This window comes from Stenotrophomonas sp. AS1 (assembly GCF_048957655.1).
In the GTDB taxonomy this organism is placed as follows: Bacteria; Pseudomonadota; Gammaproteobacteria; order Xanthomonadales; family Xanthomonadaceae; genus Stenotrophomonas; species Stenotrophomonas bentonitica_A.
In genome coordinates this window covers 108,257-133,129 of sequence record NZ_JARVXM010000008.1, presented here as the reverse complement: position 1 = coordinate 133,129, position 24,873 = coordinate 108,257, and the positions used below count along the sequence as shown (strand labels likewise).

The following is a 24,873-nucleotide window of genomic DNA, read 5'->3' as shown; positions in this document are numbered from 1 at the left end:
GCTGAAATCCACATTGGCGCGCTGCCTCGGGGCTAGGGATTGCGCCGCAGGCAGGGTGGCATTAGCCATTGCCCACCCCCGGCGCTGCATCGCGCTGCTGGTCGGACGGGAAGCCCGCCGCCTGCTCAACCAGCAGCAGCACGCGGGCGCGGCACTGGTTGAAGCCTTGCCGCCATGCTTGTCCAAGCGTCAGGTCATCCATCTGCCCACCGATCTGTTCGCTGATCCACTCCGGCGGAACCAGCCGGTGGAGGTCGATGCCCTGCGCGGGCGGGGCATCGTAGAGCGGTTCGATGCGCGGCGGGGTGGTCAGGGAACCCACTGCATCGACGCGAGATTTACTGGTGGTTGCCTCGGGATGGCCGCCCTGATGCGACCAGTGAATCAGCCACGCGCGAGGCTCCTTCGCTCCGGGCTGGCGGGTGGATAGGTGCTGGGCAAGCGCGCATGCGAAGTCGGCGGCCAGTTCACTGCCGATGTAAGTCGCGAAGTCGTGTCGGCGCATCTCACGGGAGAAGAAGTGCGCGATGTAGCTGCGGGCGCCATCGCTGGTGCTGAGCGCACCCACCCCCTGCTGCTCTGCTAGGTGCACCGCGCGCTCCAGAGCATACATGCGGTCGTTGGGCTGGATGTAGTTCATGGCAGAATCGGCTCCATGTCGGGGAGAGCAAGATGGACGTAGCGAGGGTGGTAAGGACGTACCCGTTGGGCTGGACAGTTGCTTCGATGGGCGTGGGTGCGGCGATCGTTGTCCTGGTGCTTGGAGTGCCCGCTCTCTGGACGGCTGAGGCAGCCGGCTGGGCATCTGCAGGCGCCACGCTTGCAGCGGTTGTCGCCGCTCTCGTCACCGCACACCGCCAGCTCGGAGTCGCATTGCGCGCGGCAGAAGAGGCGAGAGAAACCGCGTTTGCGGTGCAAGCTGCGGAATGGCGTGCGCAGAAGGACGAGGATCGCCAGCAAGCGATCCGCCTCGCGCATGCCTTCGCGCGTGAGCTTTCCTACGCGAGAGGACCCCTGATCACAGCTCTGCTGGAGTGGCAACCCGACCGTTTTGCGGCTTCCCCAGTTGAAACCTATCGATTTTTTGTGGATAGAAAGCCGTTCTCGGATCTTGTCCTTCTGGAATCGTGCACAGATCGCCTGCAAGGATTCGAGGATGCCGATAGCTTCATGCTTCTGACGGTTCTTACAACCTGGCAGTTCTTCAACAGCTCGCCGGTGACCACCATCGAAGAAATTACGTCCTGTCCAATCGGACATCGCCGGGCAATCGCCGCTCCACGCGTAAGGCTTGGTCTTGAGCTCTTGGACCTGATCAATGAGGCCATCAACGCTTTGCATAGGTATTACGTGCAGCATCCCGCGATAGTTGGGACAGTCGAGCTCGATCTCTCCTCCGAAACTCAGGAGTGCATTAGGGATCTGCGAAGGCAGGTATAGGCTCATGCAGTCCTTAGCGCAGCCAGCTCGATCTCGTCCACGGTGACACCCATCCCCTGCTGCGTGGCCAGCTGCCAGCTGTGGGTCGGGAGCTATTTTTTCCGTGTGGGTCGTCATGGCTGGCTTCCCTTCTCGTGGTCTCTGATGCGGTCGATGAGGTAGGTGGCTTCCTTTCGCCATTTGTCGCGGTCCAAAGGGTTGAGGTGCTTTGCGAGGTAGTGGAGCTTTTCGAGCGGCGCGATTACCCAGGTAATCCGGAACGGCAGATCGGATCTGCGGTCGCGGAGCGGGGCGAAGGGCCTGCAGTCGGGGCCGGCGAGCCACTCGGTCTCGCCGCATTCCAGGCATTCGCCTTGGCCGTTGCTGCCGGGCGGCCACCGGTGGTCCTTGTGCTTGCCAGCGGGCGGGTGCAGGTAGAGCGCGCGGATCTGCAGGTTCCGGCGCCGGCCGTGCATCACGTCTTCCGGCTCGGCCTCCTGCCACGGTTCGTTGCTGTACACCCTCTTGCATTCGTAACGGACCGGCTTCTGCGGGCCGTACAGCTGCGTCAGGAAGGTCTGGGCCCAGGCCTGCACTACGTCGGCCGACACCGGCTCACCCGCGGCGCCTGCACGCCGCATGGCGCGGACGGTGGAGGCGACGGTCGGCGTCTCCATGCTCAGGCACCCGCGGTGCTGATGCGGAAGGAAGCAGCCAGCACGTCGAACAGCTGGCCCAACTCGCCGGTCTGCAGAGCAAAGCGCGCGTCCAGTTCTGCGCGCCGGCCGTGCTCGTCGGTGTCCGCCAGCTTGTCCAGCGCCCCATCCAAGAACTTCAGCTTCCGCACGATCACGTCGTCGCCCAGCACGAACGACAGGTTGTCCTGAAGGACCAAGGCAAGCTTGGTGACCTGCTTGCCGGCCTCCAGGTGACGGCCGATCTCATCGCTCAGTAGCTCCTGTTTCTGCAGGCGAGCCACGCTGCCTCCTTCGACGGGATCGCGCAGTTCGGCTTCTTCGCCAAGGCTCAGGCCTTCCGGCAGGGGCTCACCAGCGATCCAACCGGTCAGCACCGATCGTGGGGCCACTTCGGCGTTCAGTGGCATGGCAGGGAAGGAGCCCAGCAGGGTGCGGATATCGGAGATCACACTCTCGCCATTCCCACGGCTGCTGCTATCAACGAACACCACTCCGCGTTTCAGGTCCAGGAACACGTCGGTGCGGCCAGAGGTGACAAGGGCGCGCGGCATCAGCTCGTGCAGGAGGTCGTCCTTCATGCGCTTCCGCTCACGTCCGCTGGGCTTGCGCCCCTCGTTTTGCTCGATTTCCTCGATCTTTACCGCTAACAGGTTGTTAACCGCCGCGGCCGGCAGGATCTTCTTCTCAGTTCCGACCGTGAGCCACAGCCAGTCGCCGATACGGTGGGACAGGACGGTGGTTTCCTCCCGGCCGAACGGAGAAATGAAGCCGCGTGAGGTCATTTCCAGCGGTCCGACCGGCTTCAGCTGCATCTGAGGCAGCAGTGCATCAACTTCGGAGAAGTCGGTGGCGCTGGGAAAGCGGAACAGGATCAGATTGCGAAGGAACATGTGATCTCCAAATCAGTTCTTATCGATGGCACGGCGGCCGGTTTAAGCGGTGCTTTCGATGGAGTGCCGCGCCAGGTCAGCCCTGCGGGCAGTCGCGCCGGCCGCGCGGCCAGAGGGATGGCATGCGCTTCTGCCATCCGGCGTAGTTGACGCGGTGACCTGCCTTTATTGCGCGCTGTTGCATCTCGCCGAACTGCACGCGCAGTCCATGGAAGCGGTCGGGGTGCGCGATCAGTGCTGCCCGGTACCGCTCCAGGCGCTGCTCTGCAGTCGGCCGAACGGTGCTGGCGAACACGGCGTCATGGCCGCCGCCCAGCAGATGCAAACCGTCCATCAGCGCACCAGCCTGTGCGTGCCTGGCGCGATGCGCTCAAGGCGCTCCGCCGCATCGCGCTGAGCCTGGCCGCTGGCTTGGTGGATGCGGTACGGGTGCCGGCGCGGCCTCTTGGCGCGATCCAATGCCGCGCGCTGCTCTTGGGTCATTGCCGGTGCCGGCAGCTTGATGGCAGGCGCTCTCATTCGATGTGGTCCTCGCTCCTGGCGTGCTGGCGCAGCGCGTGGTCGACGGCCTCGCAGTCGTAGCAGACATGGTTGTTGGTCGGGTCGCATTCGCAGCGGTGGGTTGCCGGCGCTATCGGTCGCGCGAGCGGCGGGATGCCGATGCGCATGTGCTCAAAGAAGTCGTTCTCGGTCACGAGTCACCGCCCCGGGTGCGCAGCATTCGGCGCAGGCTTTTGCGCACGTCAGCGATGGCGCGGCCCGCGCTGACTCGGCGGTCCAGCACGGCGAAGGCTGCAACGTCTGCGGCAGCTGCCGCCTGATTGGGAGAGAAACCCATGCTGGTGGCTGCGGTGGCTACGGCCCTCGCTGCCCCAGCCGCGCGCACGGCGAGCGGGTAAGTGACTGTGGCGATCATGCGGCACCGCCTTGGCTGATCGTGTAGCCGCGGTTGCGGGTGGCGTTGATGCGGTAGCCGTGCTGTCCCAGCTTCTGGCGCAGGCGGCAGATGGTCACTTCCACCGTGTTCGACTTGCGGGTGTTGGCGCCGTACAACTTCTGTTCCAGCGATGCGCGGCTGATGGGAGCTTCGCCGGCATCGATGATCAGCTGCAGTACCTTGGACTCGGTGGGACTGAGGGGCAGGCGGGCGCTGCCGACCATTGCGGCACGCGGCTCAGTGCGAAGGCCGGTGATCACGGTGCCACCTCGATGAAAGCCAGGTCGTGCATCACGCATTGCGCCCGGGTCAGCACGGTAGACGTGCTCCGCTCTTCGCCATCTGCGATCGGCAGGGGGAAAACCGCATTCGCCCGGACGCATGCCGCCGGGGAGACCTGATAAGAGCCGCTCAGCACGGCATCGGCCGCGTCGAGGGCCAGCTGCCATCGTGCTGGCTGGAAGTTCTGGGTGAGGGCTTTGGCGATCCCGGGCGCGCAGTCGGGGACATGACTGGCGTCGCGGAAAGCGTTGAGGCTGGTGTTGGCCACCGTGGCGCGCAGGGCCCAGTCATCGGCGGCGGCCAGCTCGTACACAGCCAAGGCTGCGCAGATTCGGGGGCTGGTGATCACCAGCGTATCGGGGGCGTCCTCTGTGGCATCCGCTGCCGGCGCGTCACCGGGAACGGCCCAGGCTGCAACGCCCAAGACGATGAAGCAGGCGAGGGCGACAAGGCCGAGGCGGGCTGATCGCAGGTTGCTGTTGGTCAAAGGCATTGTATTTCTCTCCGTGTGCGGCAGAAGCCGGCTGCGGAGATATAAAAGCATGCTAATACGTTCAATGCAAGCACGCTTATTCAGCGGACTTCTACGCTACTACCCCAAATGGAGCCGGAGGAACGGGGATGGATTGGCGGAAAGGGCTTGTTCTATTGGCAGGTTGTGCGATGGGTACGGCGACTGCTGCTGATCAGCGTCCGAGGTTTGAACCTATTGAGACCATAGGCCTTCCTGCTAAGGTCAACCAGACGCCTGTCTTCGAATTCATGGGGATCGAGGTTGGTGGAGCGCTCGGGCCGGAGTGCCCGGTGGAGCACCTCCCCTACGCCGGCGCCGTTTACAAAACGGAAACAGCCACCACAGCCTGCTGGATGGCGAGCAACATGCGATCCGGCAGCGAAACCAATCTTCGCAATAACGCCGAATTGAGAATTGTTCCGATGAGCAACAAAAGACCGCTAGGGACGGGGGCTGTGTTTGCTTCCGTGGTTGGCGGCAAGGTTGCTGGCTTGACCGTCTCCACCGACGGCTTTGTGCATGCGCAAGAAATTTTCGAGCAGCTGAAGTTGAAGCTCGGGAAACCAACAACGGAAGACACCGTCCAGGTTGTTTCCGGTGTTGGCGCAAAATTCACCAGCCCCCGGGCTTCTTGGGATCTACCTGGCGTGCAAGTTCAGTTCAACGGAATTGTGAACGCTGTGAACACGGGGATCATCACCGTGCGCACCAATGCCGAGAAGAATCGAGAGCAAGCTCGGCGTCTGCAGGACGCGAAGTCGTTCTAGCCTCAGACTTCCTGTGCGCTACGCAGCAGCGCTAGGCCCAGTATCTTGCCGGCAACATGGAGCTGATCGGCCTCTTGGGGCGACACTACCTCGCTCAGGTACTTCCGGTTCGTGCTGATTACGTGCAGGCCATCCCGCAGCAGCTGCAAGCGCTTCACGTAGGTCAATCCGTGCAGGTTGATCAGATACAGACCATCGCCGTCGAAGTAGTCCTTGGCGACGTCCACAAACACGACGTCGCCGTTCTTGATGTCGGGATACATCGAATCCCCGCGCACGGTTACCAGTCGCACGCGATCGCCCTCCGGCACAAAGCCTAACTGCTGCCGAACCTGCCACTCTGCGATGTCGAGCTCCCGAACCACGTCCGGGTAATCCTGATTCATTGCGCCAAAGCCCCCTGAAGCCTCGCCTTCCATTACTCGGAGGCGAACATAGCCAGCAGGTGTCTCACTGATTGATATCGCGGATCCCTGGTACTCGTCCCAGCGCTCAGGCAGTTCGCCCGCAATCAACCACTCAACCCGGAAGGGCTTGTAGACACGGGCAAGCTTCACTGCCGTTTCGCCGCTGAGCGACTTCGTCTTGCCATCCTCGAGTTGATAGAGCGCGGATGCGGTTATTCCGGCGCGGCGGGCAGCATCGGCAGGTTCTGTGATTCCGCACTCAATGCGTGCGCGCTTCAGGCGGGTGGCGAGGGCAGTTGTCATGTTAGCGAGCTTATTAGTCCGTTAAGTAAGCGTGCTTGCATCTAGTATAGAAGCGTGCTTATATGGCGTTATGAATATGCCCCGGATCACCAAGGAAGAAGCGATTGCCGCCTATGACGGCAACGGCGCCGCGCTTGCGCGCGCTCTCGGCATCACCCCGTCGGCTGTGTATCAGTGGCCTGAAGGTCAGATTGACGACCTCTGGGCACTGAAGTTGCGGTTCGTATTGATGCCGGCGCATTTCCAGGCGCTCCAGCCTCCATCCGAGAACGACCCAGATGCTGACCGCATCGTCCCGGTAGAGGGGGCCTGAGCGATGCGCACTGAAGCTCGCCGCCACTCGTCGCAACCCAGTGATCTCGCTTCTGCCTTAGCTGACGGAATGCCCCCCCGGCGGCTCAGCGAGGTTGTTCTTTCCTCGGGCCTTCCACCGCAAGCCGGGTCGTCTCGCTCACCACCGCAAGCCCGCGCTGCAAGCCTGTGCGGAACAAAGCGATTTCGTTGCTGGGAAGCGATGCATGGGTGGCTGCTATCTCTGGTAGCAGTGCTTGCCACGAAGCGTGGAAGAGCTCCGGTCGAGGATTCGAAGCAATGAGCACACGGACTGCGTACTCCAACGCCTTGATGTGTCCAATTGCTGCAGCGAGCGCATCGTCGCCCCCTGACACCTGATCGCCATTTTCCATGTCGCCCTCCTTGCGGGCTGTGTTGTTCGCACATCCAGCCTAGCGCAAGGAGGGCGGCTCCAAATCCCTGAGTTCCGGTCGTCCTGTCCATGGCGACCACTTTGCATCGCCTCCCGAGGTGCGTAAATGAAGCCTGATCCTCAGTACCAAGAACCGCGATCGGCGGTGGTGTTCCGCCACACGACTGACGCTATCCGTAACAGCGGCCACACCGACACGAGCCTGGCCCAGGCAATCGCCGAGCAGTACCAGGCAGACGTGGCCCCCAGCGAGCGCAACGTCCAGTTCCACTCCGGCGATGACGCAGACAGCATCGAGCGCGCGCTGAAGGCGAACGCCCAGCTGGTTGGCCGCATCCGCAATGGCACGGTCAAGATGCCAGTAGACCTGGAAGAGTCGTGGGTACGCGCGCTGCCGCCGCAGTGGCGCGATGCCTGCTCCCGCGAGTTGGCTCAGCGCTACGGCTTCCTGGGTGCGCGCATCCCTATGATGGAACCGCATGCTGGCGTGCTGGCTGTAGCCCGTCTGTCGGTCGAGTTTGGACACACTCTGGAAGCGCTGACCAACATCCTGGCCGACGGCCGCATCTGCCCGAAGGACATCCCGGAACTGCGCCGCGCGCTGGACGAGATGGGACAGTTGGAAGCCGAGCTGGTGACCGCGAAGCGCTACGTCACCGGCCACCTGCAGGATCTGGCACCGCGCGCCGTCAGTGGTGGGCGCCAATGACTTCGGCAGTCATGGTGAGCTGGGCGATTGCCGTGGTCGGCGAGTTCGATGCCGTCGGCCGCCGTATCCCTGACAACGTCGTGCAGCTCCTGCCGATGGTGGACGTAGTGCTGTGGGCTAGAGAGCAGCCGCAGCCACTGCAGGTGGAAGTGCTCCAGTCGCAGTTCGGCCTCTCTCGCGCTACCGCATACCGATGGCTGACCGCGCTGCAGGACGTGCACGATCCTGCTGCTGCACGCCACAAGCTGCCAGACGACCGTGCGCCCTTCGCCGGCCGCCCAAAGGAGGCGCAGTTGCTGCGCGGCGCGGGGGATCGGGTGTGATCTATTTCGAGATGTACCCCGGCGACTACCTCAAGGACACAACGCGGCTGTCCCTGACCGACCACGGTGTCTACTTCAAACTGATGCTCGCCTACTACTCGGAAGAGCAGGCGCTGCCGGAAAGCTTGGCGGAGCTGTACGTCATCGCCGGTGCCATCACTTCGGGCGACAAGGCCGCAGTGAAGAAGGTGGCCGAGCGTTATTTCCCGGTGGCTGAGGATGGTCTGCGCCACAGCAAGCGCTGCGACGAACAGATCGCAACCGCTCAGGTCCGCATCGCGGAAGGCCAGGGGCGCCGGGAGGACAGGAAGAATAGCGAGGCCGAGCGGCAGGCACGCACTCGTGCCAGACGCACGATGTTGTTCGAAGACCTCCGCAATGCGGGCGTCGTGCCGGACGGCATGGCCACCATGGCGCAGCTGAAGGCGCTTCACGTCACGCATGTGACTGGCGACGAGCGCGTGACTTCCGACTGCATGTCACGCGTGACAAGTCACGCTGAGTCACGCGTGACAGGGGGTGTGATCACAGGTGTGAACACGGGTAACCAGACCCCAGACCCCATATCTACTACTCCAGATACATCACTGCACGCTCAAAGATCTCTGAGCGGTGTGACCGATGCGGGGCGTGCGTGCCTGCTGATGCGCCAGGCAGGTTGCCACTCGACCAACCCCAGTCATCCCGACCTTCTCGCCGCGCTGGCTGAAGGCGTGACCCCGGAGGAATTGGGCGACACCGCAGCCGAGGGGCTGACCCGTTCTCCGCCTGTCGCCAAGCCCTTCCCCTGGGCAATCCAGACCGCTCGAAGCCGAAAAGCCGCCGGCGCAACGCCGACGAACACCACCATCACCGGAGGCCCCAATGCAATCTCTCAGCTCGGTTCTGCCGACCACGTCGCAGAGCAGCGACGCAAATTCGAACAGCGCTCGGCAGCTGGCGGCTTTGGCGGACCAGGTAGCGACGTCATCGACGCCGACTTCGAACTCGTCCAGCACTGACCCGGATCAGCGCGCGGTGAGTGCCCTGTGGACGGTATGGGAGCGCATGGCTGGCATGTTCCCCGGGAAGTGGGTGCGCGAGAACGGCTCTTCCCCGGTGAACAACGCCGGCGGCCTGACTACCGCAGGCGAACTGTGGTTCCAGGTGCTGACCGGCATCACCCCGCGCCAGGTGGCAGACGGCCTGGCCAACTGCCTGCGCAGCGCCCTGCAGTGGCCGCCGAACCCCGGGCAGTTCCGTGCGATGTGCCTCGGCATCCCGGCCCTTGCCGAAGTTGATGGCCAGATGCGGCCCGGGCAGGCCCATAGCGGATTCACCGTACTGGTGCGGTCTAGGTTGGACCTGCACGGCTACGCCACAGCCGAGAGCGGAGCGGTGCAGCAGCGCATGCTGGCCAACGCCTACGAGCGTGCGGTGAAGCACGTCATGGACGGCGGCGCCGTACCCGCGGCGGTGGCCGCGCTGCCCGCGCCGAAGCTCGAACCGCAGGTTGTGCGCGATCGCGATGCGGCGCGCAGTGCCATGGCACAGGCCGCCGCTGAGCTGGGATTCGGAGGCATGCATGGAGCCGACTGACATCCGCGCCTACCAGCGGCAGCTGGTGCTGTTCTGCCTGGGCATCCATGGCGACAGCACTGCAGCTGAGGCGCTGGAACTGATGGGCAACGCCGCACTGGAGGCAGGCGCGCCGCGCGAGGCCATGTTGCTCACCACGGCTGCCGCGGCCGGGCTGTTGCGAGAGCTGGACCGCGAGGGGCTTGTTCGTCGCTGCGAGAACCGCGCCAGTGGCCGCGACGGTCGGCCTGTGGCCACCTGGGCAGTTACCGATTCAGGCCGCGTGGAAAGCATGCCGCTTCCGCCCTCGGGCCAGCAGCAGCTGGCCATGCCGCAGCTGGCACCGGCACCAACGCATCGCACCCGTGGTGGTCTGACCATCCAGCAGCTGATGGGCCTGCTCAACGTCGAGTTCGACTGCATGCTCGAGCAGATGGACCGCGAGCACCAGGCCACACAGCAGCGTGCGCGCCAAGAATTCGAGGCCTTCCGCCAGCGCGCGATGCGCGTGTGGGCTGCTTCAGAGGCATCCGCCTGATGGCTCCGAAGACGAAGGGGCGCCGCTCGCTGCGCTACGCCACCACCCAGGAGATGCCAGAGGGGATGCGGCGCCTGGTCGAAGCCAGTACAGCGGCTGCAGTGCCCCAACCGACCGCGGCACGTGTCTACCGGCCCCCAGCCGCCGCGCTGCCCTTGGCGAGCGGTAACGCCGCCGGCAAGGTCGCGCGCGGCAGGCCGCGCCACGTGCCGGGCGAGATGAACAAGACCGAAGAGGCCTACGCCGCACACCTGACGCTGCAGCTGGCCGCCGGCGCGATCGCATGGTTCCGCTTCGAGTCCGTGAAGCTGAAGTTGGCCGAGAAGACGCATCTGACCATCGACTTCTTCGTGATGACGGGCGCCGGCGACTTGGAGGCCCACGAGGTGAAGGGCTTCTGGGAGGAAGACGCCCGCGTGAAGGTGAAAGTCGCCGCGGCGATGTACCCGTTCCGGTTCCTGGCAGTCCAGCGCGCCCCAGGCGGCGGCTGGAAAACGGAGGTGTTCTCTTGAACGCGATGATGATTGGAGGCGCCAGCGTGCGCCGCGACGATGTGGGCAGGTTCTGCCTGAACGATCTGCACCAGGCCTCCGGCGGCGCCAAGCGGCACCAGCCCAGCGACTGGCAGCGCCTGAAGCAGACCGAGGAATTGGTGGCCGAACTGGTCAAATCCGGGGATTCCCGGGTTTACCCCGTGCACTCGGTCGCCGGCCGGTATGGCGGTAGCTACGTGGTGCGCGAGCTGGTCTACGCCTATGCGATGTGGATCAGCCCCAGCTTCAGCCTGCAGGTGATCCGCGCCTACGACGCGCTGGCGGCCGGCGCGCCCGCCCCCGACCCGATGCAGGCGTTGACCGATCCGGCGACCCTGCGCGCGCTACTGCTGTCCTACAGCGAGAAAGCCGAGATCCTTGAGGCGCGAGTGCAGTACCAGGAACCGCAGGTCCGCGCGCTGCTGCGGCTGACCCAGGCCGATGGCGCCTTCAACATCAGCACCGCGGCCAAGATGCTGCAGGTGCAGCCCCGCCAGCTGTTCGCTTGGCTGTCCGAGCACGGCTGGATCTACCGGCGCGCCGGCAGCAAGAACTGGCTGGCATACCAGACCCGTTTGCAGCAGGGCGTGCTGGTACACAAGGCATGCGTGCAGCGGACGGAAGGCGAGCAGGAGCGCGTGCACGAGCAGGTACTGGTCACCGCCAAGGGTCTGTCGCGGCTGGCCGAGAACATCGACCGGGGCCAGATGACTTGGGCGCAGGCCGACGGGGCGTCCAGGCTGCAGTTGGCTGCGGAGGCTTCCTGATGGGTGGTCTGATCGTCGCGCAGCGGCATGTGGCACCGGTGAAGCCAGGAACTGCCATGGAAGAACAGCTGCAGCTCAAAGGCATTGGCCGGCTGCTTGCCGGGTTTGGGTATCGCTACGGGTCGGAGGTCCAGCTGCACGAGGTTCTGGCCACCGTCTTGGATAGCGCGGGCCATGCGCACGTGCGCGAGTACCGGCTGGACGCCAGCAACCGTGCTGACTTCTGGCTGGATGGCCTGGTGATCGAGGTAAAGGTGGCCGGCTCGCTCGCCGATGCCCTGCGGCAGGTCGGGCGCTACATCAACCTGCCGCAGGTGCGCGGGGTGCTGCTGGTGACCACCGAACGCTGGGGCGAACGCCCGCTCGTGGCCCGGCCGGCCTGGCACGGCAAGCCCTTCAACATCATCCGCTTGAAGAGGCAGGCACTGTGATGCAAACGACCTACGGAACCCTCCTGTACAGCGCCGCCGGCAGCACTTGGCGGGTGATCTGCGAGCCGCAGGTGCGTGCGCGCATGAAGCGCGTGTTTCCCCGGGTGCGCCAGCACGCCGCTGAGCACATCGACCTGTCGGCCACACCCGAGAACAGCCGGGAGCTGCAGTGGTTCACGCAGCGCTACCCGCTCTCGATGGATGCCGACACCGAGCGCGCGCTGCAGCTGCTGGCCGCCGAGCATGTGGATATGGAGCGCAGCCTAGGCGAACTGCTGGCCGGCCGCGTGCAGATCCCGGAGTTCACCCTGGCCAAGCCGCCGCGCGAGTACCAGCGTGTGGCGGGGGCGCAGCTGTCCATCCGTGGCGGGCTGCTGCTGGCTGACGACCTTGGCCTCGGCAAGACGGTCACCGGCATCTGCCCCATGGCTGCGCCGGGCAACCTGCCGGCGGTGGTGGTGTACCCGGCGGCGCTGCCGAACCACTGGCCGGAGAAGCTGGCCGAGTTCGCGCCGCAGCTGCGCGTGCACCACATCAGGAAGGGGGCGCCGTACCCGCTCGTTCGTCAGCCGAAGCAGCGGATCAAGGATCTGTGGGACACGCTGCCGGACGTGATCCTGGTCAGCTATCACAAGCTCCGGGGCTGGGCTGAGACGCTGGGGGAGATTGCGCAGTACGTGGTGTTCGAGGAATGCCAGCAGCTGCGCAGCCCAGACAGCAGCATCCACAGCGCCTGCCGCCACTTGGCCAGCCGAGCACGACTGCGCATGGGTCTGACCGCCACCCCGATTTACAACTACGGGTGCGAATTCTTCCACGTGGTCGACCCGCTGCTGCCGGGCTGCCTGGGCACCTATGACGAGTTCCTGAGGGAATGGTGCATCGCCGCGCCGGGGGCGAAGGCCAAGCTGCAGGACGCAGAGCAGTTTGGCCAGTACCTGCGGCGGCAGGGGATCATGCTGCGCCGCACCCGCAAGGAAGTAGGGCGCGAACTCCCGGCGCTGTCGAAGATCCCGCACGAGGTGGAGGCCGACGCCAAGGCGCTGGACGCCATCACCGGCGACGCCGCTGCGCTGGCGCGGATCATCCTGCGGGCCAACGAGCAGTACCGCGGCGAGAAGATGCAGGCCGCCGGCGAATTCGACCGGCTTCTGCGGCAAGCGACGGGCGTGGCCAAGGCGCCCTATGTGGCCGAGTTCGTCAGGCTGCTGCTGGAGAGCGGCCAGAAGGTGCTGCTGTTCGGGTGGCACCGTGAGGTCTACAGCATCTGGCAGGAGAAGCTGGCCGCGTACAAGCCGGTCATGTACACCGGCAGCGAGTCGCCGAACCAGAAGCAGGCGGCGAAGGAGGCATTCATCGCCGGCGACAGTCAGGTGATGCTGATCAGCCTCCGCTCTGGTGCCGGCATAGACGGGCTGCAGCACGTGTGCAGCACTGTGGTGTTCGGCGAGTTGGACTGGTCGCCCGGCGTCCATGAGCAATGCATCGGCCGTGTGCACCGCGACGGCCAAGCCGAGCCGGTCATGGCTTACTTCCTGCTGTCCGACAGTGGCAGCGACCCGATCGTGTCGGACGTGCTCGGAGTGAAGCGCGAGCAGATCGAGGGCGTGCGTAGTCCAGGGGAACACCTGGTGGAGCGCCTGGACGTAGGCGAGAACCAGTTGCGCGCGCTGGCCCAGCAGTTCCTACAGCAGCAGGGCGCAGCCCTGGAATCAACCAACGTTACAACCATGGAGACCTCCCGATGATTCCCAAATTCCTCAGCCTGGACGAGGCCACCCACCATCTGTACCTCCAAGGAAAGGAAGGCCCCATCAGGTGCCAGGTCGACGGCAGCGTGTGGGAGGTCTGGCGGGATGGCCGGTCCCGCTGGGTCAGCAACGGCGAGGTGGGCTGATGTCGGCTGAGGTAATGCCGGTTCAGGACCTGAAGGCTTGCGGCAACTGTGGCAGTGACGATGTGCGGGTGCGTGCCCGAGGCAGTGTCGACAGTCGCCGCACAGCGCAGGTCGTCTGCGCGCGCTGTGGCGCCCGGGGGGAGTTGCACGTTGGCACTGACGCGGAGGTACTTGCCGCCCGGGCTTGGGTGCAGAAGCCATTCTCCATGCCGGCATCTCCAGCGGTCACCGCGGGTCGTGGCCGCGTGCCCGTGCCAGAGCCTACCCTGCAGCGTGACCCTCTCGAACTGATCGCCCGCATGCTGGTTGGCGGCAGCTTCCGCGAGCCGGCCGACGGAAGGGCAACCATGCCGCCGCTGACGGCTGCTGATATCGCCGGCGCAGTAGGCATGATGCGGGACTCTGTCGCCAAGCAGGTCGTGCTGGCGGTGGCACTGCGAGGGCAGGGAGTGTCTCTGTCCTCGCTGGGGCGTTCCCTGGCCAGGCGTGTAATGCGACAGATCCAGTGGCAGCGCCGCATAGGCGCAAAGCCCGCGCTGCGAATGGATGACGCAGCCGATCGATGGCGCATGCGCTTGGTGCTGCAGGACGCTGTGAACGATCTGGTGTGGCCAGAGGGGAAGGTCGCTGCGCAGGATGCGGCCAAGGCCGCGAAGATGCGGAAGGGGGAGTACTTGCGGGTGTATGGGATCGCGGCCGCGACGTTGCGTCAGGCGCTTGAAGATGGCCGGAAGGAGTTCAGCGGAAGGGTGTTCAACTAACGTGCGCTGGCCGGGCGACCGCGCTTGTTGAAACGCTGGCTGAATCAAGCAGAATGTACATAATTCCCAATGTAGAAAACATATGTCTACTGCCGCTTTGAGGTCCCGTTACGAGCAGGCGGAGTACCTGTTGAACATGCTGACATCCCGTGCAACGGGTGGAAAGGCAGACGACGTAGAGTACTCGCAACTTCGTGCGCAGTTTGTCGGGGACGCAACCCTATCGCCCTACCTTCCATCGTTTGTCCGCACCCATCGGGACCTTCACAGCTTTTGGTCATTCATCGGGGACAAGTTCAAAAGCTATCAACAACGGCGCGACTTCCTAAATAAGGAATTTACGCCTCTTCTTGACGCCCTTGAGTTTGGTCCTGAAGCCGTCAACGCTAAGGTCGGAACGACTCACCCTATCGCTTCACAGGACGCAAGTACTTCCCTCCCACCGGTCGTGGCTCGAAACAAGCGAAAGGTCTTTATAGTCCACGGTCGAGATGAGGCAGTAAAACTGGATGTGGCGCGATTTATTGAATCGCTTGGTCTGGATTCAATCATCCTTCATGAGCAGGCCAGCTCTGGAATGACCATCATCGAAAAAATTGAGCGCTACGCTAATGATGCCGATTTCGCGTTGGTTTTATACACCGCGTGTGACGAAGGGCGTGGCCACCACGAGAAGGATCTTGCTCATAGAAATCGAGCGCGTCAGAACGTTGTCTTCGAGCATGGTTATCTTATGGGTAAGCTCGGAAGAGAGAATGTGTGCGCGCTCAGGAAGGGGGATATCGAGACCCCCAATGATATTAGCGGGGTGGTCTACGTCGAGCTTGACCCCTTTGGTGGTTGGAAGGCACAAGTCAGTAACGAACTCAAGGCGTGTGGCTATGTGCTCAAATCCTGAAACGCCTCCGAAGCAACACGCGCTAGCGTGAGTTCGTTAAGCAACATTACCGCAGTCGCCGCGAAACTTACCGCATTCGCCCGATTGCGGTAAGGAACCTTACCGCAGTTGCAGCGGGAACCAGACTTAGGCCAAAGTAGCTACCGTGGGCGAGGTTCCGATCAACCCGCACTCAACGGCCGCAGGCCTGGACTCGGGAGGTCCAGTGACCTGCGGTTCGTCGTTTATGGGTGCGAAGCCCAACCATTAAACAGAGCGACGCCCCGATGCCTGCCAGCACCGGGGCGCCGCCGCAGTACACGCGTTTCAGCCGCGTGCCATTGGCCTAAGCCCTGCCGCTCTCCGGAGAGCGCGAGCAGTTTGCTTAACAAATGTCGCAACAGCTGAGACGTGAACACAAAGACCCTATTTCCTTGGCCGGGCGGTAAAACGCGCCTGGTGAAACACCTGCTGCCCCTGATCAACCAGCGTGACCACACCTGCTACGTTGAAGCCTTCGCCGGCAGTGCTGCGATGCTGTTCGAACGCTCGCCGGCGAAGATCGAGGTGCTCAATGACACGCATGGCGAGCTGGTGCGGCTGTACCGCGTTGTGGCGAACCACCTGGATGAATTCGTTCGGCACTTCCGCTGGTCCCTGACCAGTCGTGAGATGTACCGGTGGGCACAACTGCAGCACGTCGACACGCTGACCGACATCCAGCGCGCGGCCCGGTTCTACTACCTGCAGAAGCTCAGCTTTGGCGGGAAGGTGGAGGGCCAAACGCTCGGGGTGGGACCGACGGGCGTGAAGCGCATCAACCTGCTTCGGTTGGAACAGGATCTGAGCGATGCCCACATGCGGCTAAATGGCGTGGTGATCGAGCAGTTGCCCTGGCAACGATGCATTGAGAAGTACGACCGGCCCGAGACGCTGTTCTTCCTCGACCCTCCGTACTGGCAGACCACTGGCTACGGCCAAGATTTCCCGCTGGAAGAGTACGAGCAGCTGGCTGGGGTGATGAGCAAGTTGAAGGGTAGGGCGATCCTGACCATCAACGACCACCCGGCGATGCGTGGGCTGTTCGACCGATTCAGCCGCATCAGCGTCCCCATTCGATACACGGTAGGCGGCGGTGCTGGCGTGCCACGCACTGAGTTGATCTACACCACCTAACCGGGCTACTGCCCGGTATGTCTTTCGCCCGCCTCCAGACCGGATCAACGATCGCGCCTAGCCGGCAGCGAGGCGGGCTCCTTTCAGCTTCATTACCGTTGGGGTCACCATGCAACTCACTGCCAACTTCAGCCTGGCCGAGCTGACGGTCACCGACCAGAACATGCCGAACGTCCCGAACGAAGCGGAGGTCGCCAGCCTCCGTTCGTTGGCAGAGATGATCCTGCAGCCGCTCCGCGATGCGCTCGGCAAGCCTGTGCGCGTCAACTCGGCGTTTCGTTCCGAAGCAGTGAACCGAGCGGTCGGCGGCACGGCCACGAGCCAGCACCGGCTGGGGCAGGCCGCTGACATTCACGTGCCGGGTATGACCTCGGTAGAAGTGGCTAAGAAGATCGTTGCGCTGGGACTGCCATTTGACCAGCTGATCGAGGAGTTCGGCAGCTGGGTGCACGTTTCCTACGGGCCGCGGCGCCGCCGGCAGCAGCTCACGGCGGTCAAGCGCTCCGGCAAGACTGTTTACGTGCAGGGGATCCAGTGAGCGAGCCCGTGAGCACCTTCAAGACAATCGTCGGCACCTTCACCGCCGCTGTGGTGGCACCGGCGACGGCTGATGCGCTGCGCGCTGCCGAACGGATGATCCTGGGCGTACCCCAGTCCGTGCTGCTTGTGGCGATCGCTGGCGCGCTGATCGGTGTACTTCTGCTGCCGGAGAAGGACGCTGATCGGGTGGCCGCTGACGCCAGCCGTACCCGGGGACACCGCTGGTTCCAAACGGCTACGCGCCTCCTGGCGCTGGGTCTGGCCGTCATCTCCTACGCCATCGTGGCCGCCTGGCTCATTGCCGTGGCGGCGACCTGGTTCCCGTCGCTGGCCGGTGCGCCGCAGTTGCCGCTGGCCGGGCTGTCTGGCGTGGTCATCCGCCGAATGCTGCCGGGCTACCTGAAGGTGGTCGAGCGCATCACCGGCAACATCGGAGGCGAGAAGCCATGAGCGTACTGATTCGATTGGCCACATCTCTGTGGGGCCTCATCGTCGGCGCTGTCGCCGATGCGGTGGAATGGCTGCGTAAGCCTGGCAGCAAAATCAAGGTGATCTGCGCGGTGCTGGCCTTTGGCTTCATGGTCGCCGGTCTTTCCGCGTATGAGAAGGAACAGCGGATCCAGGACCTGAGCGCACAGGTGGTCAAGGTACGCGAGGACTGGAAGGCCGATGCCGCTCGTCTGCAGTCGGATGTGGATCAGCGCGATGCCCGTCTGGCCGAGGTGGCGGAGACGCTCCGGGCTGAGGCGCAGAAGCTGGAAGTCATGAAGGCCGAGAGCGCCGCCGCGCTGAACGGTTTGGCCGGCAAGATTGAGGCGGCCGAGAAAGCCGCCACCACATGGCGCGAGCGATACCAGCAGCGGCCTGACACCTGCAAGGCCGCTCTCGAGCTGCTCGATTCGGCCTGCCCGGCTCTGAAGGGGTACTGACATGCGACTCATCGTGATCGCCGCATCCGCTCTTTTGACCGCCTGCCAATCGGCGGTGCCCAAACAAAACCCTCCGGCACCGGCCGTCTTGCAGGTGCCGGTAGCTACCTATGTCCCCATCGACGCCGCGCTGATCAAACGCTGCAGCTGGGTGCGCGACGACAGGCCTTCAGCCGTGTTTGACGTGAGCAACGGCCGCAAGCGATGCCTGGAACGCTACGAGGCACAGTTCGATGCCATTGATCAGGTGCAGGGCAAGCCCGTGCCCGACAAGGGCCCATGAGTGCCTGTGCCACGCCTAGCGGCTTGACACTGCCTTTGCCCCAGTCCAGTAGGCATGTTTCACGAAATAGTTTCACGATACCTTCTGTGATGATGAAACTGAACGAAAATGGTCGATATCCACAAGATATCCACAGAAAGCTGAACAGGGCGGGGCCCCCGGGGTTATCCACAGCCACCGGGGGGAATTCGGACCCCGGTAAAAGACAGTATTTCGGCCTCTAGGGTGCTCCACCACAGGCCTCCTTTTTGGCGGATTTTCTCGGGAGAAACCGCATTTTCACGCCTGAATAGGCTGTGCATCGGGTAGGACATGGCTGACATCCACGAATTCACCAAAGGCTGGTCCGTGGCCCGGCTGGCTGATGAGTTCGGAATGGACCGCCGCACTGCCAGCAAGCGCCTGAAGGAGGCCGGCGTTCCCCCGCTGACCAAGCGGGCGGGGCACGACGTCTATCGCCTGGCCGATGCTGCCTCCGCGCTGGTGAATCCTGGCGCTGCGGCCTTCGGCGCTGAAGGTGTGGTGGATCCACGCGACCTGCCGCCGATGGAGCGGCGCGCCTTCTACCAGTCGGAGAACGAGCGCCTGAAGGTCGAATCGACCATCGGGCAGTTGGTCCCGGCCGCAGAGGTCGAGGCCGACTACGCCGAGCTGGTGAAGAAGGTCGTGCAGTTCTTCGACACGCTCCCTGATGTTCTCGAGCGAAAGGCCGGGCTCACACCAGAGCAGGTAGTCAAGGTTCAGGACGAGTGCGATCGCGTCCGCCAATCCATGTACGAGGGCATCACCGATGACGACGTACGCGACAGCGCGTAGCGTGCGCCAAGGCGTTGCCGAGATGATCCGGCCGCCGCGCCGGATCAGGGTGAGCGAAGGTGCACGGGTGCTGCAGGTGGCCAATGCCGCCGGCGCCGCCGGTTCCTGGGATCCGGACACCACGCCCTACATGGTCGAGCCGCTGGATACGACCGGCAGCCGGCATTACGAAGCAGTGGTGTTCATAGGGCCGGCACGTTCGGGCAAGACCATCTCGCTGATCGATGCGCGTCTTGCCTACCTGATCACCTGCAACCCGGCTGACGCCATGGTTGTGCAGATGTCCAAGGATGCGGCCGAGGACTACAGCAAGACCCGTATCGCCCGCAGCATCGCCGCCAGTCCGGAACTACGCTCCCGGCTGAGCCCGCGCGCCCACGACGACAACATCCTGCTGAAGTTCTTTCGGTCGGGAATGTCGCTGCGCATGGGTTGGCCTTCGGTGTCGGTCCTGTCGGGCAAGGACATCCACGACGTCCTGATGACGGACGTGGATAACTACACCGGCGACCTGTCGATCGATGAGTGCTTCGGCCTGGGCCTGAAGCGCACGCAGACCTACATGTCGGCCGGCATGGTGGTGGCCGAGTCGAGCCCGGCAACGGACTACGCCGACGGCGCCTGGAAGCCACTGCACCCGCATCAAGGCCCACCGGCCGCCGGCATCGCCGCGCTGTATGCGCGCGGTGACCGGCGGCGCTGGTACTGGCCCTGCCCTGAGTGCGGAGAGCGGTTTCAGGCAGCGCCAGGCTATGACGGATTCGCCTTGCCACCGATGGAGGAACTGCTGGAGCGGGTCGTGCTGGATGACGTGCAGAAGATGGCGCGGCACTACTCGCTGTTGCACTGTCCGCACTGCGGCGTCGGCCTGCAGCACCGGTGGAAGGATGGGATGAACCGCAGCGGTGTGTGGGCTGCGGAGGGCCAAGTCGTGCACGCCGACGGAACGGTCACCGGTGACCGGCCGGAGGCGCGCATCGCCAGCTACTGGCTCGGCGGTGTCGCCGCGTCGTACCAGTCCTGGGAATCGCTGATAGAGCGCTACCTCCATGCGCTGCGTACCTTCGCCACCACCGGTGAAGAGCGCTCGCTGAAGACAACGCACAACGTGGACGGGGCGATCAACTACGTCCCGATGGCAGCGCGGTCCGCCAGTGATCCTAACGAAATGCAGGAGCGCGCCGAGGTATGGGCGGCTGGTGCTGTGCCCGCTGGGGTGCGCTTCCTGTTGGGAGAGGTCGACGTCCAGGCCAACCGATTCGTCGTGCTGGTGCTGGGCTTCGGCATCGGCGAATCCGGGCAGCTGGAGCGCTGGGTGGTGGATTCCTTCACCCTGCGCACGTCCAAGCGCGAGGACGGCTCGGGCGGCTTCCTGCCGCTGGATCCGCCTAAGTACCTGGAAGACTGGGAGCGGCTGGTCGAGAAGGTCATCAGCCGCCGTTACCCGCTGGACGATGGCACCGGCCGCAGCATGCCGGTCCACGCGGTGGGTGTCGACTGGGGTGGCAAATCGGGCACATCGGTGCGGGCGCTGGAGTTCTGGCGTTCGCTCAAGGCCCGGAAGCTGCACGCCCGGGTCAGGTTGATCAAGGGTGATGCGCGCCGCGAAGGCGGGCTGTTCCGAGAGACCTTCCCCGACAGCAGTAAGCGCCGGGACCGCAAATCAGGGTCGAAGGGCGATGTGCCGCAGCTGCTGCTCAACGTGGACAGGCTCAAGGACACCGTAGACGCCAACGTGAAGCGGGCAGAGCCCGGCCCGGGCTACTACCACTTCCCCGACTGGCTGCCGGAAGCGTTCTACGCCGAGCTGACGGCCGAGTCGAGGACGGCAAAGGGCTGGGAGAACCTGGCCAAGCGACGAAATGAGGCGTTCGACCTGTGCGGCTATGCCGAGGGCATGGCGCTGTGGCTGAAGGTTCCGGCCATCAACTGGACCGCGCCGCCGCCATGGGCCGCGCCGTGGGACGACAACCCAGACGTGAGGGCAGATGACGTCGCGCTGGCGCCAATGCCGCGCACTCGCACCCGCCGCGTCATCCGAAGCAAGTATCTGGGACGCTGAAATGGCATTCACCAACAAGCAAGTCGAGCAACTGGAGGCTGCGATCGCGGCCGGCGTGCTGAGCGTCCGATATGCCGACCGCACCGTGACCTACCAGAGCCTGGTTGAGATGCGTCGCCTGCTGAAGCAGATGCGCGATGAGCTTAGCCAGGCCGCAGGGGCACCACGGCGTCGACGCATCGTGCGCCTCTACCAATCGGGGACCGGCAATGTCTGATACCGCCGAGAGCAGCTACCGCGCCGCCGGCAACGGCCGCCGCCTCCGCACCTTCCGGCCATCCTCGCTGGGGCCCAATGCTGCATTGCTGGGCCTGCCCACGCTGCTCGCCAGGGCGCGGCACCTTGCCCGCAATGACCCGTGGATGGTCAGTGCACTCAACAAGAGCGTGTCCAACGGCATCGCCACCGGCATCCAGGCGAAACCGATATGGGGCACGAAGGAGCACAAGAAGAAGCTCACCAAACTGTGGGAGCGCTGGGGCAAGTACGCCGATGCCGACGGCGTGCTCGGCTGGGGCGGGCTGCAGGCGCTGGCCTGGCGGGAGTGGAAGGAGGCTGGCGAGGTGTTTGCCCGCATCCGCTACCGGCGACCCGAAGACGGCTTGCCGGTGCCGCTGCAGGTGCAGCTGATCGAATCGGAGCAATGCCCGCAGTACTACAACGGCGTCGCCAGCAACGGCAACGTGATCCGGCAGGGCATCGAAGTCGATAGCATCGGTCGACGCGTGGCGTACTGGATGTACCGGGAACACCCCGGAGACATGCAGCTGACCGTCAACGGTAACGAGCTGGTTCGCGTACCGGCGGAGCAGGTGCTGCACCTGTACCGGCCGAACCGGGCAGGTGCAATGCGTGGCGTGCCGAGCTCGGCGCCGGCGCTGCTGCGCATGTTCAACCTGGACCGCCTCGATGATGCGGTGCTGGAACGGCAGGCATTGGCCAACTTGTTCGCCGGCTTCATCACCACCGATGCCAATGCGGATGGCGAAGACGGTGATGCCGTCGGGGATCTGATCACCGGTGAGGATGCCGACGGCACCGCGATCGGTGGTCTTGAGCCGGGCACGATGCAGGAGCTGCCACCCGGCCGCAAGATCACGTTCGCCGAGCCGCCCAGCGCTGGTTCGGATTATGCCGAGTTCCTGCGTGGGCACCTGCTGGCGATCTGCGCCAGCCAGGACGTGCCCTACGAGGTGCTCACCGGCGACCTGCGCAACGTCTCCGACCGCGCACTGCGCCTGATCCTCAATGAGTTCCGCCGGGTGATCGAGCAGGACCAGTGGCTCTTCATGATCCCGATGTTCTGCCAGCGGGTCCGCGACGCCTTCATCGACCAGGCGGTGCTGTCGGGTCTGCTGAAGGTGCCGCGCTATGCGGCCCTGCGCGATGACGTGACCGAAACCCTGTGGGTGCCCGAGGGCTGGCCTTGGAGCCACCCGGTGCAGGACGTCACCTCCGAACTCAAGGCGGTGCGGGCAGGCTTCAAATCGCGCAGCAAGGTGGTGCTGAGCGCCGGCGAGGATCCCGAACAGGTCGATGCCGAGCAGGCGCTGGACAACCAGCGTGCAGACGAGGCCGGGCTTCGATACGACAGTGACCCGAGGCGAACCAACGCCTCCGGTGCCCGGCAGGACGATGAACCCGGCGTTTCTGGCGCCAACAACGATGAAGGGAATGACGATGACGAGTAAGCCTGGCCTGTTGGCCCGAATGCTGGGGCGCGGCAGCCGTGCGCCCGTGGTGGCCTCGCTCGCTGCCGCGGTCCTCAATCAGCCCCTGCTGGTGCAGCCGGCCATCGGCGAAGCACTGGTTGGCGGCTATCTGGAAGGGAAGGTCACGAGCGACGACAGCGTGCTGAAGGCCGACCGCTTCGAAGTGTCCGGCCCCGATGGGCAGCCGGTGGGCGTCGCCCAGAACCTGATCGGTGTGATCAACCTGTCCGGTGCAATGGTGAACCGGCCGATGCCCGGCGCCAGCGGCCCGGGGCCGGTGAGCTATGCCGCGGTGCGCGACACCTTCGACGAACTGCTGAACGACGATGCGGTGACGTCCATCATCCTGCGGCTGGATACGCCGGGCGGTATGGCGTCGGGCTGCTTCGACCTGGTCGACCACATCTTCGAAGCGCGTGGCCGAAAGCCGGTATATGCCTTAGTCGATGACAAGGCTTACTCCGCCGGCTTCGCCCTCGCTTCGGCGTGCGACGAGATCTGGGTTAGCCGTACCAGCGGCGTGGGATCGGTCGGCGTGGTCTGCTATCACCAAGACTGGAGCGGCAACAACGCCCAGATCGGTGTGAAGGTGACCCCGCTGTTCGCAGGTGCCCGCAAGGTCGACTTCGACCCCAACTTCCCGCTCAGCGAGGAAGCACATGCTGAGGCCATGGCCGATCTGGAGGACATGCGCACGATGTTCGTGGACACCGTGGCGCGGAATCTCGGCATGGAGGCTGAGGCCGTGCGCGCCACCGAGGCGGCCTGCTACCGCGGCCAGGCGGCCGTGGCAGTGGGCTTCGCTACCCGTCTCGGCACCTGGCACGACTTGGTCGCGCACCTCGGTGCCGCCGAAGCAGCACCGCCGCCCGCGCCGGGCAATACCGAGCCGGACGACGAGCCGGAAGCAGCGGCAGCGCCTCCGGTGCCCGTGGCCGCCCCCGCACCGCCTGCAGCCGTGGTGGAGAACCCGGCAGCAGCGTTGGCAGCAGCAATCGCATCCAGTGAGCTTCCGCCGGCACTCGGGGTGGCCCTCCTGCGGCGCCCACTGCAGGAGGCCGAGCCGGCTGCCAGCGCCATCGAATATGCGACCGCCGTGCAGGACGCCTGTGCTGCGGCGCTGCGTGGCGATGACACCCTCGCAGCCAGCTTCATCGAGAAGAACACCGACCTCGACACGGTGCGTGCACAGCTGCTGTCGATGAAGGCGGAGGAAGGCCGCAGCACCCAGGTCGTCACCGCACACCCGGCTTCCATGGCCGATCAACGCGCCGCCGACAACAAGGCGAAGCTGAATCCCAATCACATCTACAAGCAACGAGGTAACTGACGATGGAAATCTCCCTGGCCGGCACCCGTACCGGCGAATTCCTGCTGTCCGAAGCGGGCGGCGAGCGCAGCCGCGAACTGATCCGTCTGCCGGCCGGGCAGGGCATGCTGTCCGCTGGCACCCTGCTCAAGGCAGACAACACCGTCGCTGCCAACGGCACCGACGCAGTGAAGGTGCTGTACGGCCCGATCGACACCGGCACCGATTCCGCGGCGCTGGCCGTCAAGGGTGCGGCGATCGCGCGCGACGCCGAAGTGTTCGGCGAAAAGCTGGTGTGGGCAAGCGGTGTCACCGCTGACCAGAAGCTGCTGGCCGCGTTGAGCCTGGCCGAATCCGGCATCATCACCCGCTGGACCCAGCAGCCGATCGCGTCGAACGCCGCCGATCACCTGGTGTTCGTGTCCGCACCGCTGACCGGCACCGCCGGTGTTGCGCTGGGCCCGATCGTGGCGCACGTGAAGGACGTCTTCGGCGCCCTGGTCACCGGCAGCACCGTCAGCGCCACCCTGGCCAAGGCCACCGGCACCGGCAACCTGGCCGGCGGCGGCGCGAAGGCAGCCGTGGGCGGCGTCATCACCTGGGATGCCGCGACGCTGAGCGCCGCCGGTGACTACACCCTCAAGGTGACGGCCACCGACCTGGACGAAGCCGTCAGCGACACCATCACCATCGCCGCCGCCGCCGCCGCCGGCGGCTGACCACAGAGCAG

At 64.6% G+C, this 24,873-nt stretch carries 37 protein-coding genes; 26 read left to right on the top strand and 11 right to left on the bottom strand.

Annotated features, from left to right (window positions below):
• Window positions 1–61: 61 nt before the first annotated feature.
• Entirely contained in the window at window positions 62–640 is a 579-nt protein-coding gene (locus PV764_RS15260) for a hypothetical protein (protein WP_421117023.1), read from the bottom strand.
• Window positions 641–705: 65 nt separating this feature from the next.
• Between PV764_RS15260 and PV764_RS15255 the strand changes: the two genes are divergently transcribed.
• On the top strand, window positions 706–1,440 hold the full coding sequence (locus PV764_RS15255) for a hypothetical protein (RefSeq protein WP_421117022.1): 735 nt from the start codon (window positions 706–708) through the stop codon (window positions 1,438–1,440).
• 113 nt (window positions 1,441–1,553) lie between these two features.
• On the opposite strand, the gene PV764_RS15250 is transcribed toward PV764_RS15255, so the two are convergent.
• The 8 genes from PV764_RS15250 to PV764_RS15215 form a co-directional block, all read right to left on the bottom strand.
• On the bottom strand, window positions 1,554–2,096 hold the full coding sequence (locus PV764_RS15250; RefSeq protein WP_421117021.1) for a hypothetical protein: 543 nt from the start codon (window positions 2,094–2,096) through the stop codon (window positions 1,554–1,556).
• Window positions 2,097–2,098: 2 nt separating this feature from the next.
• The gene (locus PV764_RS15245) at window positions 2,099–3,007 is read right to left on the bottom strand and encodes a recombination-associated protein RdgC (protein ID WP_421117020.1); all 909 of its coding nucleotides are present in this window, start codon (window positions 3,005–3,007) and stop codon (window positions 2,099–2,101) included.
• A gap of 76 nt (window positions 3,008–3,083) precedes the next feature.
• On the bottom strand, window positions 3,084–3,341 hold the full coding sequence (locus tag PV764_RS15240; protein WP_421117019.1) for a hypothetical protein: 258 nt from the start codon (window positions 3,339–3,341) through the stop codon (window positions 3,084–3,086).
• Window positions 3,341–3,526: a hypothetical protein gene (locus PV764_RS15235; protein ID WP_421117018.1), complete on the bottom strand. Its 186-nt coding sequence runs from the start codon at window positions 3,524–3,526 to the stop codon at window positions 3,341–3,343. Before PV764_RS15235 ends, PV764_RS15240 begins: the two co-directional genes overlap by 1 nt.
• The gene (locus PV764_RS15230; RefSeq protein WP_421117016.1) at window positions 3,523–3,702 is read right to left on the bottom strand and encodes a hypothetical protein; all 180 of its coding nucleotides are present in this window, start codon (window positions 3,700–3,702) and stop codon (window positions 3,523–3,525) included. Before PV764_RS15230 ends, PV764_RS15235 begins: the two co-directional genes overlap by 4 nt.
• Entirely contained in the window at window positions 3,699–3,923 is a 225-nt protein-coding gene (locus PV764_RS15225) for a hypothetical protein (RefSeq protein ID WP_343313508.1), read from the bottom strand. The genes PV764_RS15230 and PV764_RS15225 overlap by 4 nt, the downstream gene beginning before the upstream one ends.
• A complete protein-coding gene (locus PV764_RS15220; RefSeq protein ID WP_343313510.1) occupies window positions 3,920–4,204 on the bottom strand; it encodes a winged helix-turn-helix domain-containing protein in 285 nt (94 codons plus the stop codon). Before PV764_RS15220 ends, PV764_RS15225 begins: the two co-directional genes overlap by 4 nt.
• Window positions 4,201–4,719, bottom strand: a complete 519-nt coding sequence (locus tag PV764_RS15215; protein ID WP_421117015.1) for a hypothetical protein — start codon at window positions 4,717–4,719, stop codon at window positions 4,201–4,203. Before PV764_RS15215 ends, PV764_RS15220 begins: the two co-directional genes overlap by 4 nt.
• Before the next feature lie 170 nt (window positions 4,720–4,889).
• Between PV764_RS15215 and PV764_RS15210 the strand changes: the two genes are divergently transcribed.
• Window positions 4,890–5,507, top strand: a complete 618-nt coding sequence (locus tag PV764_RS15210; protein ID WP_421117014.1) for a hypothetical protein — start codon at window positions 4,890–4,892, stop codon at window positions 5,505–5,507.
• A 2-nt stretch (window positions 5,508–5,509) separates the two neighbouring features.
• Here PV764_RS15210 and PV764_RS15205 read toward each other — a convergent pair whose 3' ends face one another.
• Window positions 5,510–6,217, bottom strand: coding sequence for a S24 family peptidase (locus PV764_RS15205; protein ID WP_421117013.1), 708 nt, complete (start codon window positions 6,215–6,217; stop codon window positions 5,510–5,512).
• A gap of 76 nt (window positions 6,218–6,293) precedes the next feature.
• Here PV764_RS15205 and PV764_RS15200 point away from each other — a divergent pair, with 76 nt between their 5' ends.
• Window positions 6,294–6,530 (top strand): Cro/CI family transcriptional regulator, encoded by a 237-nt coding sequence (locus PV764_RS15200; RefSeq protein ID WP_421117012.1) that lies wholly within the window; start codon window positions 6,294–6,296, stop codon window positions 6,528–6,530.
• An 85-nt stretch (window positions 6,531–6,615) separates the two neighbouring features.
• Here the strand turns inward: PV764_RS15200 and PV764_RS15195 are convergent, their stop codons facing one another.
• A complete protein-coding gene (locus PV764_RS15195; RefSeq protein WP_421117011.1) occupies window positions 6,616–6,903 on the bottom strand; it encodes a hypothetical protein in 288 nt (95 codons plus the stop codon).
• Between the two features lie 126 nt (window positions 6,904–7,029).
• On the opposite strand from PV764_RS15195, the gene PV764_RS15190 reads away from it, so the two are divergent.
• The 23 genes from PV764_RS15190 to PV764_RS15080 all read left to right on the top strand — a co-directional run bounded on the left by PV764_RS15190 (window position 7,030) and on the right by PV764_RS15080 (window position 24,862).
• Window positions 7,030–7,632 carry a hypothetical protein gene (locus PV764_RS15190; RefSeq protein ID WP_421117010.1) on the top strand — a complete coding sequence of 201 codons (603 nt, stop codon included), beginning with the start codon at window positions 7,030–7,032 and terminating at the stop codon, window positions 7,630–7,632.
• Window positions 7,629–7,955: a hypothetical protein gene (locus PV764_RS15185; protein WP_421117009.1), complete on the top strand. Its 327-nt coding sequence runs from the start codon at window positions 7,629–7,631 to the stop codon at window positions 7,953–7,955. Before PV764_RS15190 ends, PV764_RS15185 begins: the two co-directional genes overlap by 4 nt.
• Window positions 7,952–8,956 carry a YdaU family protein gene (locus tag PV764_RS15180; protein WP_421117008.1) on the top strand — a complete coding sequence of 335 codons (1,005 nt, stop codon included), beginning with the start codon at window positions 7,952–7,954 and terminating at the stop codon, window positions 8,954–8,956. Before PV764_RS15185 ends, PV764_RS15180 begins: the two co-directional genes overlap by 4 nt.
• A 16-nt stretch (window positions 8,957–8,972) precedes the next feature.
• Window positions 8,973–9,533 (top strand): hypothetical protein, encoded by a 561-nt coding sequence (locus tag PV764_RS15175; protein WP_421117007.1) that lies wholly within the window; start codon window positions 8,973–8,975, stop codon window positions 9,531–9,533.
• Window positions 9,520–10,050: a hypothetical protein gene (locus PV764_RS15170; protein ID WP_421117006.1), complete on the top strand. Its 531-nt coding sequence runs from the start codon at window positions 9,520–9,522 to the stop codon at window positions 10,048–10,050. The genes PV764_RS15175 and PV764_RS15170 overlap by 14 nt, the downstream gene beginning before the upstream one ends.
• Window positions 10,050–10,562: a hypothetical protein gene (locus PV764_RS15165; RefSeq protein ID WP_421117005.1), complete on the top strand. Its 513-nt coding sequence runs from the start codon at window positions 10,050–10,052 to the stop codon at window positions 10,560–10,562. Before PV764_RS15170 ends, PV764_RS15165 begins: the two co-directional genes overlap by 1 nt.
• A 26-nt stretch (window positions 10,563–10,588) precedes the next feature.
• On the top strand, window positions 10,589–11,350 hold the full coding sequence (locus PV764_RS15160; RefSeq protein ID WP_421117004.1) for a phage antirepressor KilAC domain-containing protein: 762 nt from the start codon (window positions 10,589–10,591) through the stop codon (window positions 11,348–11,350).
• Window positions 11,350–11,781 carry a hypothetical protein gene (locus PV764_RS15155; protein ID WP_421117003.1) on the top strand — a complete coding sequence of 144 codons (432 nt, stop codon included), beginning with the start codon at window positions 11,350–11,352 and terminating at the stop codon, window positions 11,779–11,781. Before PV764_RS15160 ends, PV764_RS15155 begins: the two co-directional genes overlap by 1 nt.
• A 104-nt stretch (window positions 11,782–11,885) precedes the next feature.
• The gene (locus PV764_RS15150; RefSeq protein WP_421117002.1) at window positions 11,886–13,529 is read left to right on the top strand and encodes an SNF2-related protein; all 1,644 of its coding nucleotides are present in this window, start codon (window positions 11,886–11,888) and stop codon (window positions 13,527–13,529) included.
• Window positions 13,526–13,678, top strand: a complete 153-nt coding sequence (locus PV764_RS15145; protein WP_421117001.1) for a hypothetical protein — start codon at window positions 13,526–13,528, stop codon at window positions 13,676–13,678. Before PV764_RS15150 ends, PV764_RS15145 begins: the two co-directional genes overlap by 4 nt.
• Window positions 13,679–13,977: 299 nt before the next feature.
• Window positions 13,978–14,439 (top strand): hypothetical protein, encoded by a 462-nt coding sequence (locus PV764_RS15140; RefSeq protein ID WP_421117000.1) that lies wholly within the window; start codon window positions 13,978–13,980, stop codon window positions 14,437–14,439.
• 136 nt (window positions 14,440–14,575) lie between these two features.
• Window positions 14,576–15,337 (top strand): TIR domain-containing protein, encoded by a 762-nt coding sequence (locus PV764_RS15135; RefSeq protein ID WP_421117149.1) that lies wholly within the window; start codon window positions 14,576–14,578, stop codon window positions 15,335–15,337.
• Between the two features lie 390 nt (window positions 15,338–15,727).
• On the top strand, window positions 15,728–16,492 hold the full coding sequence (locus tag PV764_RS15130) for a DNA adenine methylase (protein ID WP_421116999.1): 765 nt from the start codon (window positions 15,728–15,730) through the stop codon (window positions 16,490–16,492).
• A 109-nt stretch (window positions 16,493–16,601) separates the two neighbouring features.
• A complete protein-coding gene (locus tag PV764_RS15125) occupies window positions 16,602–17,030 on the top strand; it encodes a D-Ala-D-Ala carboxypeptidase family metallohydrolase (RefSeq protein WP_421116998.1) in 429 nt (142 codons plus the stop codon).
• A gap of 8 nt (window positions 17,031–17,038) precedes the next feature.
• A complete protein-coding gene (locus PV764_RS15120) occupies window positions 17,039–17,482 on the top strand; it encodes a hypothetical protein (RefSeq protein ID WP_254665248.1) in 444 nt (147 codons plus the stop codon).
• Window positions 17,479–17,961 carry a hypothetical protein gene (locus tag PV764_RS15115; RefSeq protein ID WP_421116997.1) on the top strand — a complete coding sequence of 161 codons (483 nt, stop codon included), beginning with the start codon at window positions 17,479–17,481 and terminating at the stop codon, window positions 17,959–17,961. The genes PV764_RS15120 and PV764_RS15115 overlap by 4 nt, the downstream gene beginning before the upstream one ends.
• A gap of 1 nt (window position 17,962) precedes the next feature.
• A complete protein-coding gene (locus tag PV764_RS15110) occupies window positions 17,963–18,244 on the top strand; it encodes a hypothetical protein (protein ID WP_421116996.1) in 282 nt (93 codons plus the stop codon).
• Window positions 18,245–18,556: 312 nt separating this feature from the next.
• On the top strand, window positions 18,557–19,060 hold the full coding sequence (locus tag PV764_RS15105) for a DUF1441 family protein (RefSeq protein ID WP_070471465.1): 504 nt from the start codon (window positions 18,557–18,559) through the stop codon (window positions 19,058–19,060).
• Complete coding sequence (locus tag PV764_RS15100; protein WP_421116995.1) at window positions 19,035–21,122, top strand: terminase gpA endonuclease subunit; 2,088 nt, start codon at window positions 19,035–19,037, stop codon at window positions 21,120–21,122. The genes PV764_RS15105 and PV764_RS15100 overlap by 26 nt, the downstream gene beginning before the upstream one ends.
• Window position 21,123: 1 nt before the next feature.
• A complete protein-coding gene (locus PV764_RS15095) occupies window positions 21,124–21,339 on the top strand; it encodes a phage head-tail joining protein (protein ID WP_088433711.1) in 216 nt (71 codons plus the stop codon).
• On the top strand, window positions 21,332–22,813 hold the full coding sequence (locus tag PV764_RS15090) for a phage portal protein (protein ID WP_421116994.1): 1,482 nt from the start codon (window positions 21,332–21,334) through the stop codon (window positions 22,811–22,813). The genes PV764_RS15095 and PV764_RS15090 overlap by 8 nt, the downstream gene beginning before the upstream one ends.
• Window positions 22,758–24,164, top strand: a complete 1,407-nt coding sequence (locus PV764_RS15085; protein ID WP_421116993.1) for a S49 family peptidase — start codon at window positions 22,758–22,760, stop codon at window positions 24,162–24,164. The genes PV764_RS15090 and PV764_RS15085 overlap by 56 nt, the downstream gene beginning before the upstream one ends.
• 2 nt (window positions 24,165–24,166) lie before the next feature.
• The gene (locus tag PV764_RS15080; protein ID WP_421116992.1) at window positions 24,167–24,862 is read left to right on the top strand and encodes a head decoration protein; all 696 of its coding nucleotides are present in this window, start codon (window positions 24,167–24,169) and stop codon (window positions 24,860–24,862) included.
• Window positions 24,863–24,873: the final 11 nt, after the last annotated feature.